Genomic DNA, 16377 nt, shown 5'->3' with positions numbered 1-16377 from the left:
CTCATAAAATGTTAGAAAACTCAGCTGGTTAACCCAACTGAGTTTTGAAGATTTTAGTCTTTCCAAAGTTCTTTAACTTTTGCTTGTACTTCTGCATTCTCTAGGAATTCATCATAGGTTTCATCGATACGATCAATGACGCCATTTTTAGACAAGACAATGATATGGTTGGCTAGAGTTTGAATAAACTCGTGGTCATGGCTGGCAAAGATGATTGATTCTTTAAAGTTTTTCAATCCATCATTCAAGCTTGAGATAGATTCCAAGTCCAAGTGATTGGTTGGATCATCAAGTACAAGGACATTTGATTTTAAGAGCATGAGTTTTGAAAGCATGACACGAACTTTTTCTCCCCCTGACAAGACATTTACAGGTTTGTTAACCTCATCTCCAGAGAAGAGCATACGGCCGAGGAAGCCACGTAGGAAAGTATTGTCATCTTCTTCTTTACTTGCGAATTGACGTAACCAGTCAAGGATTGACTCTCCTCCTGCAAAATCTGCCGAGTTATCTTTTGGCAAGTAAGAACGGCTAGTAGTTACTCCCCACTTGACAGTTCCTTCATAGTCAATGTCCCCCATGATTGCACGAATTAATGCAGTCGTTTGGATGTCATTTTGACCAATAAGAGCTGTCTTATCACCTGGACGCAAGATAAAGCTGATATTATCTAAAATAGTCTCACCATCAATCTTTACAGTTAGATTTTCTACTGTCAAGAGATCATTACCAATCTCACGTTCCGCTTTAAAGTTGATAAATGGATATTTACGACTAGATGGAACAATTTCTTCTAGTTCAATCTTATCAAGCATTTTCTTACGTGATGTTGCTTGTCTTGATTTAGAAGCATTGGCAGAGAAACGAGCAACGAACTCTTGCAATTGTTTAATTTTTTCTTCTGCTTTGGCATTACGGTCTGCTAGCAATTTAGCAGCGAGTTCAGAAGATTCCTTCCAGAAGTCATAGTTTCCGACATAGAGTTTGATTTTTCCAAAGTCAAGGTCGGCCATGTGAGTACATACTTTGTTTAAGAAGTGACGGTCGTGGGATACTACGATAACTGTGTTATCAAAGTCAATCAAGAAGTCTTCTAACCAAGTAATCGATTGGATGTCCAAACCGTTGGTAGGCTCGTCCAATAGAAGCACATCTGGTTTACCAAAAAGTGCTTTGGCAAGGAGAACTTTTACTTTTTCACCGTTGGCCAATTCGCTCATGTTTTGATAGTGCAATTCTTCTGGAATGTTTAGGTTTTGAAGGAGTTGAGAGGCTTCACTTTCTGCTTCCCAACCTCCAAGCTCGGCAAACTCTCCTTCGAGTTCGGCAGCACGCACTCCATCCTCATCTGAGAAATTTTCCTTCATGTAGATGGCATCTTTCTCCTTCATGATGCTATAAAGTTTTTCATTTCCCATGATAACGACATCAATGGCACGTTCATCTTCATAGTCAAAGTGATTTTGACGAAGAACAGAGAGACGTTCATCTGGACCAAGAGAGATGTGACCAGTAGTAGGTTCGATATCTCCAGCTAAAATTTTTAAAAAGGTTGATTTTCCGGCACCATTAGCACCGATCAATCCGTAAGTATTTCCTTCTGTAAATTTGATATTGACATCATCAAAAAGTTTGCGATCACTAAAACGTAGTGAAACATCAGATACTGTAAGCAATGTTTTTCTCCTATATATGTAATATATTTATTCTACTAGAAAATACGGAAATATTCAAATTTTTATCTGTCAATTTTGTGTAAATTAAATTTACAGCATACTTTACACAAATCCGTAAATAGCAAGGCTGATTTATTTTGATAAATTACAGTTATTTCATTAAAAAAATGCTATAATTGAAGGGACTATATCGAAGGAGAACAAAATGACTAAACCCATTATTTTAACAGGAGACCGTCCAACAGGAAAATTGCATATTGGACATTATGTTGGAAGTCTCAAAAATCGAGTATTATTACAGGAAGAGGATAAGTATGATATGTTTGTGTTCTTGGCTGACCAACAAGCCTTGACAGATCATGCTAAAGACCCTCAAACCATTGTAGAGTCTATCGGAAATGTGGCTTTGGATTACCTTGCAGTTGGATTGGATCCAAGTAAGTCAACTATTTTTATTCAAAGCCAGATTCCAGAGTTGGCTGAGTTGTCTATGTATTATATGAATTTAGTGTCATTAGCACGTTTGGAGCGCAATCCAACTGTCAAGACAGAAATTGCTCAGAAGGGATTTGGAGAAAGCATTCCAACAGGATTTTTGGTTTATCCAATTGCACAAGCAGCTGACATCACAGCCTTTAAGGCCAACTATGTTCCTGTTGGGACAGATCAGAAACCAATGATTGAGCAGACTCGTGAAATTGTTCGTTCTTTTAACAATGCATATAACTGTGATGTCTTGGTAGAACCGGAAGGTATTTATCCAGAAAATGAGAGAGCAGGGCGTTTGCCTGGTTTAGATGGGAATGCTAAAATGTCTAAATCACTCAATAATGGTATTTATTTAGCTGATGATGCGGATACTTTGCGTAAAAAAGTAATGAGTATGTATACAGATCCAAATCATATCCGCGTTGAGGATCCAGGTAAAATTGAAGGAAATATGGTTTTCCATTATCTAGATGTTTTTGGTCGTCTAGAAGATGCTCAAGAAATTGCTGACATGAAAGAACATTATCAACGAGGTGGTCTTGGTGATGTGAAGACCAAGCGTTATCTACTTGAAATATTAGAACGTGAACTTGGTCCTATTCGTGAGCGCCGTATCGAATTTGCTAAGGATATGGGAGAAGTTTATAATATGCTTCAAAAAGGTAGTGAAAGAGCGCGTGAAGTTGCAGGTCAAACCCTATCTGAGGTTAAAGGAGCAATGGGACTCCATTACTTTAACTAAGTTTATTTTACAAGAAACTATCATTTCTATCTAGAAGAAAAGATAGTTTTTTATTTACCCCTGTAACATTTGACAAATTTTTATAGAATGGTATGATAGATACAATATAAAAAGAGTCAAGCTCAAAAAGAAAGAAAAGAGGAAACTTCGAATGTCTAATTGGGACACTAAATTTTTGAAAAAAGGTTTTACCTTTGATGATGTATTGCTTATTCCAGCTGAAAGTCATGTGTTGCCTAACGATGCTGATTTAACAACTAAATTGGCAGATAATTTGACTTTAAATATCCCAATTATTACCGCTGCCATGGACACAGTTACAGAGAGTCAAATGGCCATTGCTATTGCTCGTGCAGGTGGTCTCGGAGTTATCCATAAAAACATGTCAATTGCTCAACAAGCAGACGAGGTTCGTAAGGTAAAACGTTCTGAAAATGGAGTTATTATTGATCCGTTCTTCTTGACGCCTGAACATACAATTGCTGAAGCAGATGAGCTTATGGGGCGTTACCGCATCAGTGGTGTTCCAGTTGTTGAAACACTTGAAAATCGTAAATTGGTTGGTATTTTGACAAACCGAGATCTTCGTTTTATTTCAGATTATAACCAACCAATCTCAAATCATATGACTAGTGAAAATCTTGTTACTGCTCCTGTGGGTACAGATCTTGCAACAGCTGAGAGTATTCTTCAAGAGCACCGTATTGAGAAACTTCCTTTAGTAGATGAAGAAGGTCGTCTTTCTGGTTTGATTACTATCAAAGATATTGAAAAAGTTATTGAGTTTCCAAATGCTGCTAAAGATGAGTTTGGTCGTCTATTAGTTGCAGGTGCAGTAGGTGTTACTTCAGATACATTTGAACGTGCAGAGGCTCTTTTTGAAGCAGGAGCGGATGCGATTGTTATTGATACTGCACATGGTCATTCTGCAGGTGTCTTGCGTAAAATTGCTGAGATTCGTGCTCACTTCCCAGATCGTACTTTGATTGCTGGAAATATTGCAACTGCTGAGGGAGCGCGCGCACTTTACGAAGCAGGTGTAGATGTTGTCAAGGTTGGGATTGGACCAGGTTCAATCTGTACTACTCGTGTGATTGCTGGTGTTGGTGTTCCGCAAGTAACAGCTATCTACGATGCTGCAGCTGTTGCGCGTGAATATGGTAAAACGATCATTGCTGACGGTGGAATCAAGTATTCTGGAGATATCGTAAAAGCCCTTGCTGCAGGTGGAAATGCTGTTATGCTTGGATCAATGTTTGCTGGAACTGATGAAGCTCCAGGTGAGACTGAAATCTTCCAAGGACGTAAGTTCAAGACTTACCGTGGTATGGGATCAATTGCTGCTATGAAAAAAGGTTCAAGCGATCGTTACTTCCAAGGTTCTGTCAATGAAGCAAACAAACTCGTTCCAGAAGGAATTGAAGGTCGTGTTGCTTATAAAGGAGCGGCAGCTGATATTGTCTTCCAAATGATTGGTGGTATTCGCTCTGGTATGGGTTACTGTGGTGCAGCTAACCTTAAAGAACTACACGATAATGCTCAATTTATTGAAATGTCTGGTGCTGGTTTGAAAGAAAGCCATCCTCATGATGTACAAATTACTAATGAGGCACCAAATTATTCTATGTAAAAACACTGAAAAGAACTCCCGTGAAAACAGGAGTTCTTTTACAACATTGTCAACCTACCTTTACAGTAACTTTACCATCCCGAATAGTGAAGATGCTTAGATTTTCTGGCAGATTTTGAAGATGATCTAAGCTGGTTGTTGTGATAAAGGTTTGGATTGAATGAGAAATTGTTTCTAATAATTTTAGTTGTCGAGTGTTGTCAAGTTCGCTCATAACATCGTCAAGCAGTAATATTGGAGATTCTGTAGTAATACTTTCCATTAATTCGATTTCTGCTAATTTTATAGATAGGACGAGACTACGATGTTGACCTTGACTTCCAAAACTAGCATCCATCCCATTTATATAAAAAGAAATATCATCTCGATGAGGACCAACGCCAGTATTCTTTTTAAATAAATCTCTGGACCTACTTTTTTCTAAAGCAATTTTGAAAGATTCAGATAAATCTTCTTTGTCAGCTATCTTGACAGAAGATTGATAGGATATTGACAGTTCTTCAATCTGATTAGAGATTTCAAAATGTTTCTTACGCCCAAAATGCTCTAGTTTTTTTATGAAATCTAAGCGGTGCTTCATTACACGACATCCATAATCGACTAGCTGATCATCTAGTACTGAAAGGAAGGTTTCATCTATTTTTTGAGCTGATTTTAAATAGGTATTTCTTTGCTTAAGAATATGGTTATAATTGGTTAAATCTGATAAATAGATTGGCTTAATTTGCCCAAGCTCCATATCAATGAATTTTCGTCGAACTGAAGGTGCTCCTTTAATTAGTTGTAAATCTTCAGGAGCAAATAAGACAACATTCATGTGTCCTACGTAATCTGAAAGTCGTGCCTGTTTTAAGTGATTCACTTTTGTCACACGTCCTTTTTGTGTTAGTTCGATTTCTAGAGGAATGGATCCAGTTTTTTTCTGAACGAGACCTGAAAGATGAAGTTGTTCTTCATCAAAATGAATTAGATTTTTATCTGTTCGAGTTCGATGACTGCGTGTTAAGGCTAAAAAATAGATAGCCTCTAACATATTTGTTTTACCTTGTGCATTGCGTCCTAAAAAGACATTTAATTTAGGATTAAAGTCTATTTTCGTCTCTTTGTAGTTACGAAAAGTTTTGAGAGATAGGTGTTGTAGCCACATGATTATCTACCAGGGAATCGTGGAGCTTGTTTGCTTTTTGGTGATGAAGTAGGTTTAGAGTCGTCTTTTTTTACTCCCTTATTCATCTCCTTGATAAGTTTAGCGATTCGTTCTTTTTCAACTTTATCATCTTGGTATTTATCCTGTTCTTCAGAAGTAGGTTGTGTCAACAAGATATCAATATTCAGGTCAGGGATGTCAATTTTATCACCAATACGAAGTTTTTTACCACGACGATTTTCTAATTCCCCATTAAAGTAAACAGAATGTTCAGAGAGAAATGATTTAATAGCTCCTCCGCTATGTGTAATTCCAAGTTCTTTGAGTAGTGCTTGGAGGGTAATAAATTCTTCAAATAATTTGTATTCCATAATTCACCTCAATCTTTGGTATTATACCATATTTTCCTAAAAATAGTGAGAGAAATAGGGAGAAATGTAAGCGATTTTTATTTCAAAACTGTTACAGAGAACAAGAAAATTTCAGTTTTTCGTGATATAATAGAAGTCTGTATATAAGGAGGTAAATCATGGAGTTAGTGCATGGAATTTCAACACATTTTATCCAATCAAAAAAGTTTAAAACGAACAAAATCGCCGTGCGTTTTACCACTCCATTATCCCTCGATACGATTGCAGGTCGCATGTTGAGTGCGAGTATGCTAGAGACTGCTAATCAGATGTATCCCACTTCTCAAGATTTGAGAATACATTTAGCCAGTCTATACGGTACAGATATGTCAACCAATTGTTTCAGAAGAGGGCAAAGTCATATTGTAGAATTGACATTTACCTATGTTCGTGATGAGTTTTTAAGTAGGAAAAATGTGCTAACTTCTCAGGTTTTGGAACTAGTAAAAGAAACTCTTTTTTCCCCCGTAGTAGTTGATAATGGGTTTGATCCGGCCTTATTTGAAATTGAGAAAAAACAATTGCTAGCAAGTTTAGCAGCTGATATGGATGATTCTTTTTATTTTGCACATAAAGAATTAGATAAATTATTTTTTCATGATGAACGTCTCCAATTGGAATACAGTGATTTACGAAATCGTATTTTAGCTGAAACTCCACAAAGTTCTTATTCTTGTTTCCAAGAATTTTTGGCTAATGATCGAATAGATTTCTTTTTCCTAGGTGATTTTAATGAGGTTGAAATTCAAAATGTATTAGAATCATTTGGCTTCAAAGGTCGAAAAGGAGATGTAAAAGTTCAGTATTGTCAACCATATTCTAATATCCTTCAGGAAGGTATGGTTCGGAAAAATGTGGGACAATCCATTTTGGAATTGGGTTATCATTGCCCTTCTGAATATGGTGATGAGAAACATTTACCCATGATTGTAATGAATGGTTTACTTGGTGGATTTGCTCATTCTAAGCTCTTTACAAACGTCCGTGAAAATGCTGGATTGGCTTATACTATTTCAAGTCAGCTTGATTTATTTAGTGGATTCTTGAGGATGTATGCTGGTATCGATCGAGAAAATCGGAACCAGGCTCGTAAAATGATGAATAATCAACTGCTTGATTTAAAAAAAGGTTATTTTACAGAACTTGAGCTAGAGCAGACCAAGGAAATGATTCGTCGATCTTTGTTGCTTTCTCAAGATAATCAAGGTTCATTGATTGAACGTGCTTATCAAAATGCCTTACTTGGAAAATCTTCAGCAGACTTTAAAAGTTGGATTGCAAAACTCGAGCAAGTTGATAAAGATGCTATTTGTAGAGCAGCTAATAATGTGAAACTACAAGCGATTTACTTTATGGAAGGAATAGAATGACAAAGGTTATTTTTGAAGAAAAATACTATCCAGCTGTAAAAGAAATGGTTTATCGAACTCGTTTGGCCAACGGATTGACAGTTGCTCTTTTGCCTAAAAAGGAATTTAAAGAGGTTTACGGGAGTGTAACTGTCCAGTTTGGTTCGCTAGATACGCTTGTCACAGAAGTTGACGGAGATGTAAAAGAATATCCTGCGGGAATTGCTCATTTTCTTGAACATAAATTATTTGAGAGAGAAGATGCTAGCGATTTGATGTCAGCTTTTACGAGTCTAGGTGCGGATAGCAATGCCTTTACAAGTTTTACAAAAACAAACTATCTTTTTTCAGCAACGGATCATTTTTTAGAAAATTTAGACTTACTTGATGAATTGGTAACATCAGTCCATTTTACTGAAGATTCCATTTTAAGAGAGCAGGATATTATTCAGCAAGAACGAGAAATGTATCAAGATGATCCAGATTCGTGTTTATTCTTTTCAACTTTAGCGAATTTGTATCCTGGCACACCTTTAGCAACTGATATAGTTGGAAGTGAGGAGTCAATTTCCCAAATCAATCTAACTAATTTGCAAGAAAATTTTACAAGGTTTTACAAACCTGTAAACATGTCTCTGTTTTTAGTTGGTAATTTTGATGTGGATCAAGTACAGGACTATTTTGAAAGCAAAGAACTGAAAGATTTAGATGTTCAGGAAGTAGCAAGAGAAAAGTTTGTTTTAAAAGATGTAAAGCAAACAGACAGTATGAGAATGGAAGTGTCTTCTCCTAAACTAGCGATTGGGATTAGAGGTAGGAGAAAAGTTGCTGAGGATGATTGCTATCGACATCATATTTTATTAAAATTATTATTTGCAATGATGTTTGGTTGGACTTCGGATCGTTTTCAAAAACTATATGAATCAGGTAAAATAGATGCTTCCTTATCTCTTGAAGTTGAAGTTACAAGTCGCTTTCATTTTGTTATGTTGACAATGGATACAAAAGAGCCAGTTGCTTTATCTCATCAGTTTAGGAAGGCCATTCGTAATTTTACAAAGGATTTAGATATTACAGAGGATCATTTAGATATTATCAAAAGAGAGATGTTTGGAGAATTTTTCAGTAGCATGAACTCTCTTGAATTTATTGCAACGCAATATGATGCTTTTGGAAAAGGTGAGACAATCTTTGATTTGCCGAAAATTTTACAGGAAATTACTTTAGAGGATGTCCTTGAAGCAGGGCATCACTTAATAGATGAAGGGGATATAGTTGATTTTACAATATTCCCATCATACTAACTAATCATAATAGACACTAGAAAGAAGGAATGATAAGTATGAGGAAAAAAACAATTGGTGAGGTTTTACGTTTAGCTAGAACCAACCAAGGGTTGACTTTAGAAGAATTACACAAAAAAACAGAAATTCAGTTGGATATGTTGGAAGCTATGGAAGCTGATGATTTTGATCAACTGCCTAGTCCATTTTATACTCGTTCTTTTTTGAGAAAGTATGCGTGGGCAGTTGAACTTGATGAGCGAATTGTCTTGGATGCTTATGATTCTGGGAGCATGATTACTTATGAGGAAGTAGATGTTGATGAAGACGAGTTGACAGGTAGGAGACGTTCAAGTAAGAAAAATAAGGCATCATTTTTACCTTTATTTTATTTTATACTTTTTGCACTATCGATTGTCATTTTTGTGACTTATTATGTTTGGAATTATCTCCAGACTCAACCGGAGCGTTCGTCTGCGTCTAGTTATAGTGTAGTCCAAGCAATAAGTTCGACTAGTTCTGTAACTCCATCTTCAAGCAGTAGCTCATCTAGTAGTTCTTCAAATATAGAACCTGCTATAAGTGTATCAGGTGAAGGAAATCGAGTAGAAGTTGCTTATAAAACGAGCAAGGAAACTGCAAAATTGCAATTATCAGTGTCAGATGCTAGAAGTTGGGTTAGTGTTTCAGAAAGTGATCTTGAGGGTGGTGTGACTTTATCACCGGATAATAAAAGTGCGGAAACAAGCGTTTCAACTAAAAATCCTGTGACAATTACTTTAGGTGTTGTCAAAGGTGTTGCCTTAACAGTAGACAATCAGACTGTTGATTTATCGAAATTAACAGCTCAGACTGGAAAAATCGCTGTAACCTTTACTAAAAATTAAGGAAAAACGAATGAAAAAAGAACAAATTCCAAATATCTTAACAATAGGTCGAATTCTCTTTATACCTATTTTTATCTTTATTTTAACAGTAGGAAATTCGATAGAGAGTCATATGGTAGCAGCTATTATCTTTGCTATTGCCAGTATCACAGACTACTTAGATGGATATTTAGCTCGTAAATGGAATGTGGTTAGTAATTTTGGTAAATTTGCAGATCCTATGGCGGATAAGCTACTAGTTATGTCGGCTTTTATTATGCTGATTGAGTTAGGAATGGCTCCAGCTTGGATTGTTGCAGTGATTATCTGTCGTGAGTTGGCTGTGACAGGTTTAAGACTTTTATTAGTTGAAACTGGTGGAACAGTTTTAGCAGCAGCAATGCCTGGAAAAATTAAAACTTTTAGTCAGATGTTTGCCATTATTTTCTTGCTATTACATTGGACTTTGCTTGGTCAAGTTCTACTTTATGTAGCCTTGTTTTTCACTATCTACTCTGGCTATGATTATTTCAAGGGTAGTGCCTATGTATTTAAAGGGACATTTGGTTCGAAATGAAATCAGTAATTGATGTAAAAAATCTTTCTTTTCGCTATAAGGAAAGTCAGGAATATTACGATGTGAAGGATATTACGTTTCACGTGAAACGTGGAGAATGGCTTTCGATTGTAGGGCATAATGGTAGTGGTAAATCAACGACGGTTCGCTTAATTGATGGCTTACTGGAAGCAGAATCCGGAGAGATTGTAATTGATGGCCAACGGCTGACTGAGGAAAATGTTTGGAATATACGTCGTCAAATCGGTATGGTTTTTCAAAATCCAGACAATCAATTTGTTGGAGCGACTGTTGAAGATGATGTTGCCTTTGGTTTGGAAAATCAGGGACTTTCTCGTCAAGAAATGAAAAAGAGAGTGGAAGAAGCTCTGGATTTGGTTGGCATGTTGGACTTTAAAAAGAGAGAGCCAGCGCGTCTATCAGGTGGCCAAAAGCAACGTGTGGCTATTGCAGGTGTTGTAGCCCTAAGACCAGCTATTTTAATCTTAGATGAAGCAACGAGTATGTTGGATCCTGAGGGACGTAGAGAACTGATTGAGACAGTAAAAGGAATTCGGAAAGACTATGATATGACGGTCATTTCCATTACACATGATTTGGAAGAAGTTGCCATGAGTGATCGTGTGTTGATCATGAAAAAAGGGTCAATTGAATCAACTAGTAGTCCAAGGGAGCTTTTCTCTCGAAATGATTTGGATCAAATTGGATTAGACGATCCTTTTGCTAATCAATTAAAACATTCTTTGAGCCAGAATGGCTATGATTTGCCTGAAAATTATTTGACAGAAAGTGAGCTAGAGGATAAACTATGGGAATTGCTCTAGAAAATGTGAGTTTTACGTATCAAGAAGGAACTCCCTTAGCTTCAACAGCTTTGTCGGATGTTTCCTTGACGATTGAAGATGGTTCTTATACGGCTTTAATTGGGCACACAGGTAGCGGCAAATCAACTATTTTACAACTATTAGATGGTTTATTGGTGCCAAGCCAAGGAAGTGTACGAGTTTTTGATACCTTAATCACCTCGACTTCTAAAAACAAAGATATTCGTCAAATTAGAAAACAGGTTGGCTTGGTATTTCAGTTTGCTGAAAATCAGATCTTTGAAGAAACGGTTTTGAAAGATGTTGCTTTTGGACCGCAAAATTTTGGAGTTTCTGAAGAAGATGCGGAGCAGATTGCGCGTGAGAAACTGGCTCTGGTTGGAATTGATGAATCACTTTTTGATCGCAGTCCGTTTGAGCTATCAGGTGGACAAATGAGACGTGTGGCCATTGCAGGCATACTTGCCATGGAACCAGCCATATTAGTCTTAGATGAGCCCACAGCAGGCCTAGATCCCCTGGGAAGAAAAGAGCTGATGAATTTATTCAAAAAACTCCACCAGTCAGGGATGACCATTGTTTTGGTAACGCATTTGATGGATGATGTTGCTGAATATGCAAATCAAGTCTATGTGATGGAAAAGGGACGTTTAGTTAAGGGTGGTAAACCAAGTGATGTCTTTCAAGATGTTGTCTTTATGGAAGAAGTGCAGTTGGGAGTACCTAAAATTACATCCTTTTGTAAACGATTGGCTGATAGAGGCGTGTCATTTAAACGATTACCGATTAAGATAGAGGAGTTCAAGGAGTCGCTAAATGGATAGTATGATTTTGGGGCGTTATATCCCAGGGGATTCGATAGTTCACCGATTGGATCCACGCAGCAAATTACTGGCTATGATGCTACTGATTTTGATCGTTTTTTGGGCTAATAATCCCTTGACGAATCTAATTCTTTTTATAGCGACAGGGATATTTATTGCTTTGTCAGGAGTATCTCTTTCATTTTTTATTCAGGGCTTGAAGTCTATGTTTTTCTTGATTGCCTTCACAACTATTTTTCAACTGTTTTTCATTTCTAATGGGAATGTTTTATTTGAGTTTTCGTTTGTGAGAATTACGGATTATGCTTTGCAACAAGCTGGAATTATCTTTTGTCGCTTTGTATTGATTATTTTCTTTTCAACTTTGTTAACCTTAACGACCATGCCCTTAAGTTTGGCATCAGCTGTCGAAGCTCTATTAGCACCTTTAAAGAGTATGAAAGTTCCAGTTCATGAAATTGGATTGATGCTGTCTATGAGTTTGCGTTTTGTCCCAACCTTGATGGATGATACGACGCGGATTATGAATGCACAGAAAGCGCGTGGAGTGGATTTTGGAGAAGGAAGTATTGTTCAAAAGGTGAAGGCTATGATTCCCATTTTGATTCCTCTTTTTGCGACAAGTTTAAAACGTGCGGATTCCTTGGCTATCGCAATGGAAGCGCGTGGTTATCAGGGTGGAAAAGGTAGAAGTCAATACCGACAATTGAAATGGACTCGAAAGGATACGCTGACCATTCTTGTTATTATCATACTTGGTTGTTGCTTATTTTTCTTAAAATCTTAGTAGCTTTCAGGAATTGATAAAAAGTTACTGTAACAGTTTTTGATATAAAGGTAGGGATATGAACCGTTTTAAAAAATCAAAATATGTCATTATTGTTTTTGTCACTGTTCTGCTTGTGTCAGCTCTCTTAGCGACGACTTATTCAAGTACAGTTGTGACAAAATTAGGAGATGGAATCTCAGTGGTTGATAGGGTTGTGCAAAAACCTTTTCAGTGGTTTGATTCTGTTAAATCAGATTTGGCACATTTGACACGAACATATAATGAAAATGAAAGTTTGAAGAAACAGATTTACCAATTAGAAGTTAAATCAAATGAGGCGGAAAGTTTAAAGACGGAGAATGAACAACTGCGCCAATTGCTTGATATGAAGTCCAAATTGCAAGCTACAAAGACTTTGGCAGCAGATGTTATTATGCGTTCTCCGGTATCTTGGAAGCAGGAGTTGACCTTAGATGCAGGCAAATCAAAAGGGGCTTCTGAGAATATGTTAGCAATTGCAAATGGTGGCTTGATTGGGAGTGTCTCAAAAGTAGAGGACAACTCTACCATGGTCAACCTTCTGACAAATACGGAAAATGCTGATAAGATTTCTGTTAAAATTCAGCATGGTTCTACTACAATTTATGGGATTATTGTTGGCTATGACAAGGAAAATGAAGTTCTCAAAATTAGTCAATTAAATAGTAGTAGCGATATTAGTGCAGGAGATAAGGTGACCACTGGTGGATTAGGAAACTTTAACGTTGCGGATATTCCTGTTGGTGAAGTGGTTGCCACAACGCATAGTACGGACTACTTGACACGAGAAGTAACGGTTAAATTAAGTGCAGATACTCATAATGTGAGTGTGATAGAATTAGTGGGGAATTCATAATGAGACAGTTGAAGCGGGTTGGAGTATTTTTATTGCTTCCTTTCTTTGTTCTAATTGATGCCCATATTAGTCAGCTTCTGGGCTCATTTTTTCCCCACGTGCAGTTGGCTAGTCATTTTCTATTTTTGTTTCTCTTATTTGAGACGATTGAAGTATCAGAGTATCTCTATTTAGCCTATTGTTTTGTAGTGGGTTTGGTTTATGACATTTACTTTTTCCACTTGATAGGGATTGCAACTCTGCTATTCGTCTTGTTGGGAGTATTTCTCCATAAATTTAATAGTGTTATTTTATTGAATCGTTGGACGAGAATGTTGGCAATTATTGTCATGACTTTTCTATTTGAGATGGGAGCTTATATACTTGCAATAATGGTAGGTTTAACTGTGGATAGTATGTCTTTATTTATAGTCTATAGTTTAGTACCATCAATGATTTTGAATCTTATATGGATGATTATCTTTCAGTTTATTTTTGAAAAATTTTACCTATAAGAAAGAAATAAAAATGTAACAAAGGCGTAATATTCATTAGGCCTTTTTTTGGTATACTAGTAATGTCTTTAAAAGAAGGAGTATCTACGAAATATGAAGAAAAAAATCTTAGCGTCACTTTTACTAAGTACAGTAATGGTTTCTCAAGCAGCTGTTTTAACAACTGCGCATGCAGAAACTACTGATGACAAAATTGCTGCTCAAGATAATAAAATTAGTAACTTAACAGCACAACAACAAGAAGCTCAAAAACAAGTTGATCAAGTTCAGGAGCAAGTATCTGCTATTCAAACAGAGCAATCAAACTTGCAATCTGAAAATGATAGGCTACAAGCAGAATCTAAAAAGCTTGAGGGTGAAATTACAGAACTTTCTAAGAATATTGTATCTCGCAATGATTCATTACAAAAACAAGCTCGTAGTGCTCAAACAAATGGAGCTGCAACAAATTACATTAATACAATTGTAAACTCAAAATCAATTACAGAAGCTATTTCACGTGTTGCTGCAATGAGTGAAATCGTATCTGCAAACAACAAAATGTTGGAACAACAAAAGGCAGATAAAAAAGCTATTTCTGAAAAACAAGTAGCAAACAATGATGCGATTAATACAGTTATTGCAAATCAGCAAAAACTAGCTGATGATGCTCAATCATTAACTACAAAACAAGCTGAGTTGAAAGCTGCAGAATTGAATCTTGCTGCTGAAAAGGCTACTGCAGAGGATGAAAAAGCAAGTTTACTTGAGAAAAAAGCTGCAGCAGAAGCAGAAGCTAAAGCGGCTGCAGAAGCAGAAGCAGCTTATAAAGCTAAACAAGCAAGTCAACAACAAACAGTAGTTGCTTCTGGAAATACAACTTTTACAGCACAGGTTCAAGCACTATCTACTATTTCTTCATCAAGTTCATCTGAGTCAAGTTCGTCTGAATCATCTTCAAGCAGTGCTTCAACAGAATCAACAAGCTACACTCCTGCTCCAGTGACACATCGTCCAACATATAGTACAAATGCTTCAAGTTATCCAACTGGTGAGTGTACATGGGGAGCTAAAACATTGGCGCCTTGGGCTGGAGATTACTGGGGTAATGGAGCACAGTGGGCTACAAGTGCAGCTGCAGCAGGATTCCGTACAGGATCTACACCTCAAGTTGGTGCCATTGCATGTTGGAATGATGGTGGATATGGACACGTAGCCGTGGTTACAGCTGTTTCATCATCAACAAGTATCCAAGTATCTGAATCAAACTATGGTGGAAACCGTACAATCGGAAATAAACGTGGTTGGTTCAATCCTACTACAACTTCAGAAGGTTTTGTAACATACATCTATCCAAACTAATGAATAAAACGAAGAGGCTCGATTTGAGTCTCTTTTATGATTTATATAGTTAACTTGCTTTAAAAATCTACTAAAATCGCTTGAAAATATTGAAAAAGTATGGTAAAATGAAACTTGTCGTGTGAACGATAATACTCATTCTTGATGAATTGTGAAACAGTTGCCTTTGGGTCGTTTTGCGAGTTGAAGTCAAGAAGAGGAAAAAAACAAAAAGGAGAAATACTCATGGCAGTAATTTCAATGAAACAACTTCTTGAGGCTGGTGTACACTTTGGCCACCAAACTCGTCGCTGGAACCCTAAGATGGCTAAGTACATCTTCACTGAGCGTAACGGAATCCACGTTATCGACTTGCAACAAACTGTAAAATACGCTGACCAAGCTTACGATTTCATGCGTGATGCAGCAGCTAACGATGCAGTTGTATTGTTTGTTGGTACTAAGAAACAAGCAGCTGATGCAGTTGCTGAAGAAGCAGTACGTTCAGGTCAATACTTTATCAACCACCGTTGGTTGGGGGGAACTCTTACAAACTGGGGAACAATCCAAAAACGTATCGCTCGTTTGAAAGAAATCAAACGTATGGAAGAAGATGGAACTTTCGAAGTTCTTCCTAAGAAAGAAGTTGCACTTCTTAACAAACAACGTGCACGTCTTGAAAAATTCTTGGGTGGTATCGAAGATATGCCTCGTATCCCAGATGTTATGTACGTAGTTGATCCACATAAAGAGCAAATCGCTGTTAAAGAAGCTAAGAAATTGGGAATCCCAGTTGTAGCGATGGTTGACACAAACACTGATCCAGATGATATTGATGTAATCATCCCAGCTAACGATGATGCTATCCGCGCTGTTAAATTGATCACAGCTAAATTGGCTGACGCTATCATCGAAGGACGTCAAGGTGAAGATGCAGTAGCGGTTGAAGCAGAATTTGCAGCTTCAGAAACTCAAGCAGACTCAATCGAAGAAATCGTTGAAGTTGTAGAAGGCGACAACGCTTAATTCATATAATTAGTAATTACCTAGGAGGGCGGGGCTTAGCCCGGCTCTCCTATTTT

Annotated in this window: 16 protein-coding genes; 13 read left to right on the top strand and 3 right to left on the bottom strand. The window is 37.1% G+C overall.

Going from position 1 to position 16377, the window contains the following annotated elements; all coding sequences use genetic code 11:
* Positions 1–53: 53 nt before the first annotated feature.
* The gene (locus N8M16_RS03920; protein ID WP_000958782.1) at positions 54–1676 is read right to left on the bottom strand and encodes an ATP-binding cassette domain-containing protein; all 1623 of its coding nucleotides are present in this window, start codon (positions 1674–1676) and stop codon (positions 54–56) included.
* 205 nt (positions 1677–1881) lie between these two features.
* On the opposite strand from N8M16_RS03920, the gene trpS reads away from it, so the two are divergent.
* Both trpS and guaB read left to right on the top strand, forming a co-directional pair.
* Positions 1882–2907, top strand: coding sequence for a tryptophan--tRNA ligase (gene trpS / locus N8M16_RS03915; RefSeq protein ID WP_020902301.1), 1026 nt, complete (start codon positions 1882–1884; stop codon positions 2905–2907).
* 151 nt (positions 2908–3058) lie between these two features.
* Positions 3059–4537: an IMP dehydrogenase gene (gene guaB, locus N8M16_RS03910; RefSeq protein WP_000073418.1), complete on the top strand. Its 1479-nt coding sequence runs from the start codon at positions 3059–3061 to the stop codon at positions 4535–4537.
* Between the two features lie 49 nt (positions 4538–4586).
* On the opposite strand, the gene recF is transcribed toward guaB, so the two are convergent.
* Together recF and yaaA are read right to left on the bottom strand one after the other, a co-directional pair.
* Positions 4587–5684 (bottom strand): DNA replication/repair protein RecF, encoded by a 1098-nt coding sequence (recF, locus tag N8M16_RS03905; RefSeq protein ID WP_261069654.1) that lies wholly within the window; start codon positions 5682–5684, stop codon positions 4587–4589.
* Between the two features lie 2 nt (positions 5685–5686).
* Complete coding sequence (gene yaaA, locus N8M16_RS03900; protein ID WP_049499096.1) at positions 5687–6055, bottom strand: S4 domain-containing protein YaaA; 369 nt, start codon at positions 6053–6055, stop codon at positions 5687–5689.
* A 158-nt stretch (positions 6056–6213) separates the two neighbouring features.
* On the opposite strand from yaaA, the gene yfmF reads away from it, so the two are divergent.
* The 11 genes from yfmF to rpsB all read left to right on the top strand — a co-directional run bounded on the left by yfmF (position 6214) and on the right by rpsB (position 16321).
* Positions 6214–7464 carry an EF-P 5-aminopentanol modification-associated protein YfmF gene (gene yfmF, locus N8M16_RS03895; protein WP_261069653.1) on the top strand — a complete coding sequence of 417 codons (1251 nt, stop codon included), beginning with the start codon at positions 6214–6216 and terminating at the stop codon, positions 7462–7464.
* Complete coding sequence (gene yfmH, locus N8M16_RS03890; RefSeq protein WP_049499100.1) at positions 7461–8747, top strand: EF-P 5-aminopentanol modification-associated protein YfmH; 1287 nt, start codon at positions 7461–7463, stop codon at positions 8745–8747. The genes yfmF and yfmH overlap by 4 nt, the downstream gene beginning before the upstream one ends.
* A 38-nt stretch (positions 8748–8785) precedes the next feature.
* The gene (gene rodZ, locus N8M16_RS03885) at positions 8786–9613 is read left to right on the top strand and encodes a cytoskeleton protein RodZ (protein WP_020902620.1); all 828 of its coding nucleotides are present in this window, start codon (positions 8786–8788) and stop codon (positions 9611–9613) included.
* A 10-nt stretch (positions 9614–9623) separates the two neighbouring features.
* The gene (pgsA, locus tag N8M16_RS03880; RefSeq protein WP_000712122.1) at positions 9624–10169 is read left to right on the top strand and encodes a CDP-diacylglycerol--glycerol-3-phosphate 3-phosphatidyltransferase; all 546 of its coding nucleotides are present in this window, start codon (positions 9624–9626) and stop codon (positions 10167–10169) included.
* Entirely contained in the window at positions 10166–10993 is an 828-nt protein-coding gene (locus tag N8M16_RS03875) for an energy-coupling factor ABC transporter ATP-binding protein (RefSeq protein WP_000843636.1), read from the top strand. The genes pgsA and N8M16_RS03875 overlap by 4 nt, the downstream gene beginning before the upstream one ends.
* A complete protein-coding gene (locus tag N8M16_RS03870; RefSeq protein WP_049499102.1) occupies positions 10978–11817 on the top strand; it encodes an energy-coupling factor transporter ATPase in 840 nt (279 codons plus the stop codon). Before N8M16_RS03875 ends, N8M16_RS03870 begins: the two co-directional genes overlap by 16 nt.
* Positions 11810–12604, top strand: coding sequence for an energy-coupling factor transporter transmembrane component T family protein (locus N8M16_RS03865; RefSeq protein WP_000377896.1), 795 nt, complete (start codon positions 11810–11812; stop codon positions 12602–12604). The genes N8M16_RS03870 and N8M16_RS03865 overlap by 8 nt, the downstream gene beginning before the upstream one ends.
* A gap of 58 nt (positions 12605–12662) precedes the next feature.
* Positions 12663–13481 carry a rod shape-determining protein MreC gene (gene mreC, locus N8M16_RS03860; protein WP_070528343.1) on the top strand — a complete coding sequence of 273 codons (819 nt, stop codon included), beginning with the start codon at positions 12663–12665 and terminating at the stop codon, positions 13479–13481.
* A complete protein-coding gene (gene mreD, locus N8M16_RS03855) occupies positions 13481–13975 on the top strand; it encodes a rod shape-determining protein MreD (protein ID WP_070528345.1) in 495 nt (164 codons plus the stop codon). Before mreC ends, mreD begins: the two co-directional genes overlap by 1 nt.
* A 93-nt stretch (positions 13976–14068) precedes the next feature.
* Positions 14069–15316 carry a peptidoglycan hydrolase PcsB gene (pcsB, locus tag N8M16_RS03850; protein ID WP_070528348.1) on the top strand — a complete coding sequence of 416 codons (1248 nt, stop codon included), beginning with the start codon at positions 14069–14071 and terminating at the stop codon, positions 15314–15316.
* 225 nt (positions 15317–15541) lie between these two features.
* Positions 15542–16321 carry a 30S ribosomal protein S2 gene (gene rpsB / locus N8M16_RS03845; protein ID WP_000268466.1) on the top strand — a complete coding sequence of 260 codons (780 nt, stop codon included), beginning with the start codon at positions 15542–15544 and terminating at the stop codon, positions 16319–16321.
* Positions 16322–16377: the final 56 nt, after the last annotated feature.

This window comes from Streptococcus mitis, assembly GCF_946188375.1.
GTDB lineage: Bacteria > Bacillota > Bacilli > Lactobacillales > Streptococcaceae > Streptococcus > Streptococcus mitis_CX.
The sequence above is the reverse complement of the archived record's forward strand: the minus strand, read 5'-3'. Positions and strand labels throughout refer to the sequence as shown.

Excerpts from the sequence above, each read along its gene's own strand:
- trpS (WP_020902301.1), top strand. The coding sequence starts at position 1,882 with ATGACTAAACCCATTATTTTAACAGGAGACCGTCCAACAGGAAAATTG.
- guaB (WP_000073418.1), top strand. The coding sequence starts at position 3,059 with ATGTCTAATTGGGACACTAAATTTTTGAAAAAAGGTTTTACCTTTGAT.
- recF (WP_261069654.1), bottom strand. The coding sequence starts at position 5,684 with ATGTGGCTACAACACCTATCTCTCAAAACTTTTCGTAACTACAAAGAG.
- yaaA (WP_049499096.1), bottom strand. The coding sequence starts at position 6,055 with ATGGAATACAAATTATTTGAAGAATTTATTACCCTCCAAGCACTACTC.
- yfmF (WP_261069653.1), top strand. The coding sequence starts at position 6,214 with ATGGAGTTAGTGCATGGAATTTCAACACATTTTATCCAATCAAAAAAG.
- yfmH (WP_049499100.1), top strand. The coding sequence starts at position 7,461 with ATGACAAAGGTTATTTTTGAAGAAAAATACTATCCAGCTGTAAAAGAA.
- rodZ (WP_020902620.1), top strand. The coding sequence starts at position 8,786 with ATGAGGAAAAAAACAATTGGTGAGGTTTTACGTTTAGCTAGAACCAAC.
- pgsA (WP_000712122.1), top strand. The coding sequence starts at position 9,624 with ATGAAAAAAGAACAAATTCCAAATATCTTAACAATAGGTCGAATTCTC.
- N8M16_RS03875 (WP_000843636.1), top strand. The coding sequence starts at position 10,166 with ATGAAATCAGTAATTGATGTAAAAAATCTTTCTTTTCGCTATAAGGAA.
- N8M16_RS03870 (WP_049499102.1), top strand. The coding sequence starts at position 10,978 with ATGGGAATTGCTCTAGAAAATGTGAGTTTTACGTATCAAGAAGGAACT.
- N8M16_RS03865 (WP_000377896.1), top strand. The coding sequence starts at position 11,810 with ATGGATAGTATGATTTTGGGGCGTTATATCCCAGGGGATTCGATAGTT.
- mreC (WP_070528343.1), top strand. The coding sequence starts at position 12,663 with ATGAACCGTTTTAAAAAATCAAAATATGTCATTATTGTTTTTGTCACT.
- mreD (WP_070528345.1), top strand. The coding sequence starts at position 13,481 with ATGAGACAGTTGAAGCGGGTTGGAGTATTTTTATTGCTTCCTTTCTTT.
- pcsB (WP_070528348.1), top strand. The coding sequence starts at position 14,069 with ATGAAGAAAAAAATCTTAGCGTCACTTTTACTAAGTACAGTAATGGTT.
- rpsB (WP_000268466.1), top strand. The coding sequence starts at position 15,542 with ATGGCAGTAATTTCAATGAAACAACTTCTTGAGGCTGGTGTACACTTT.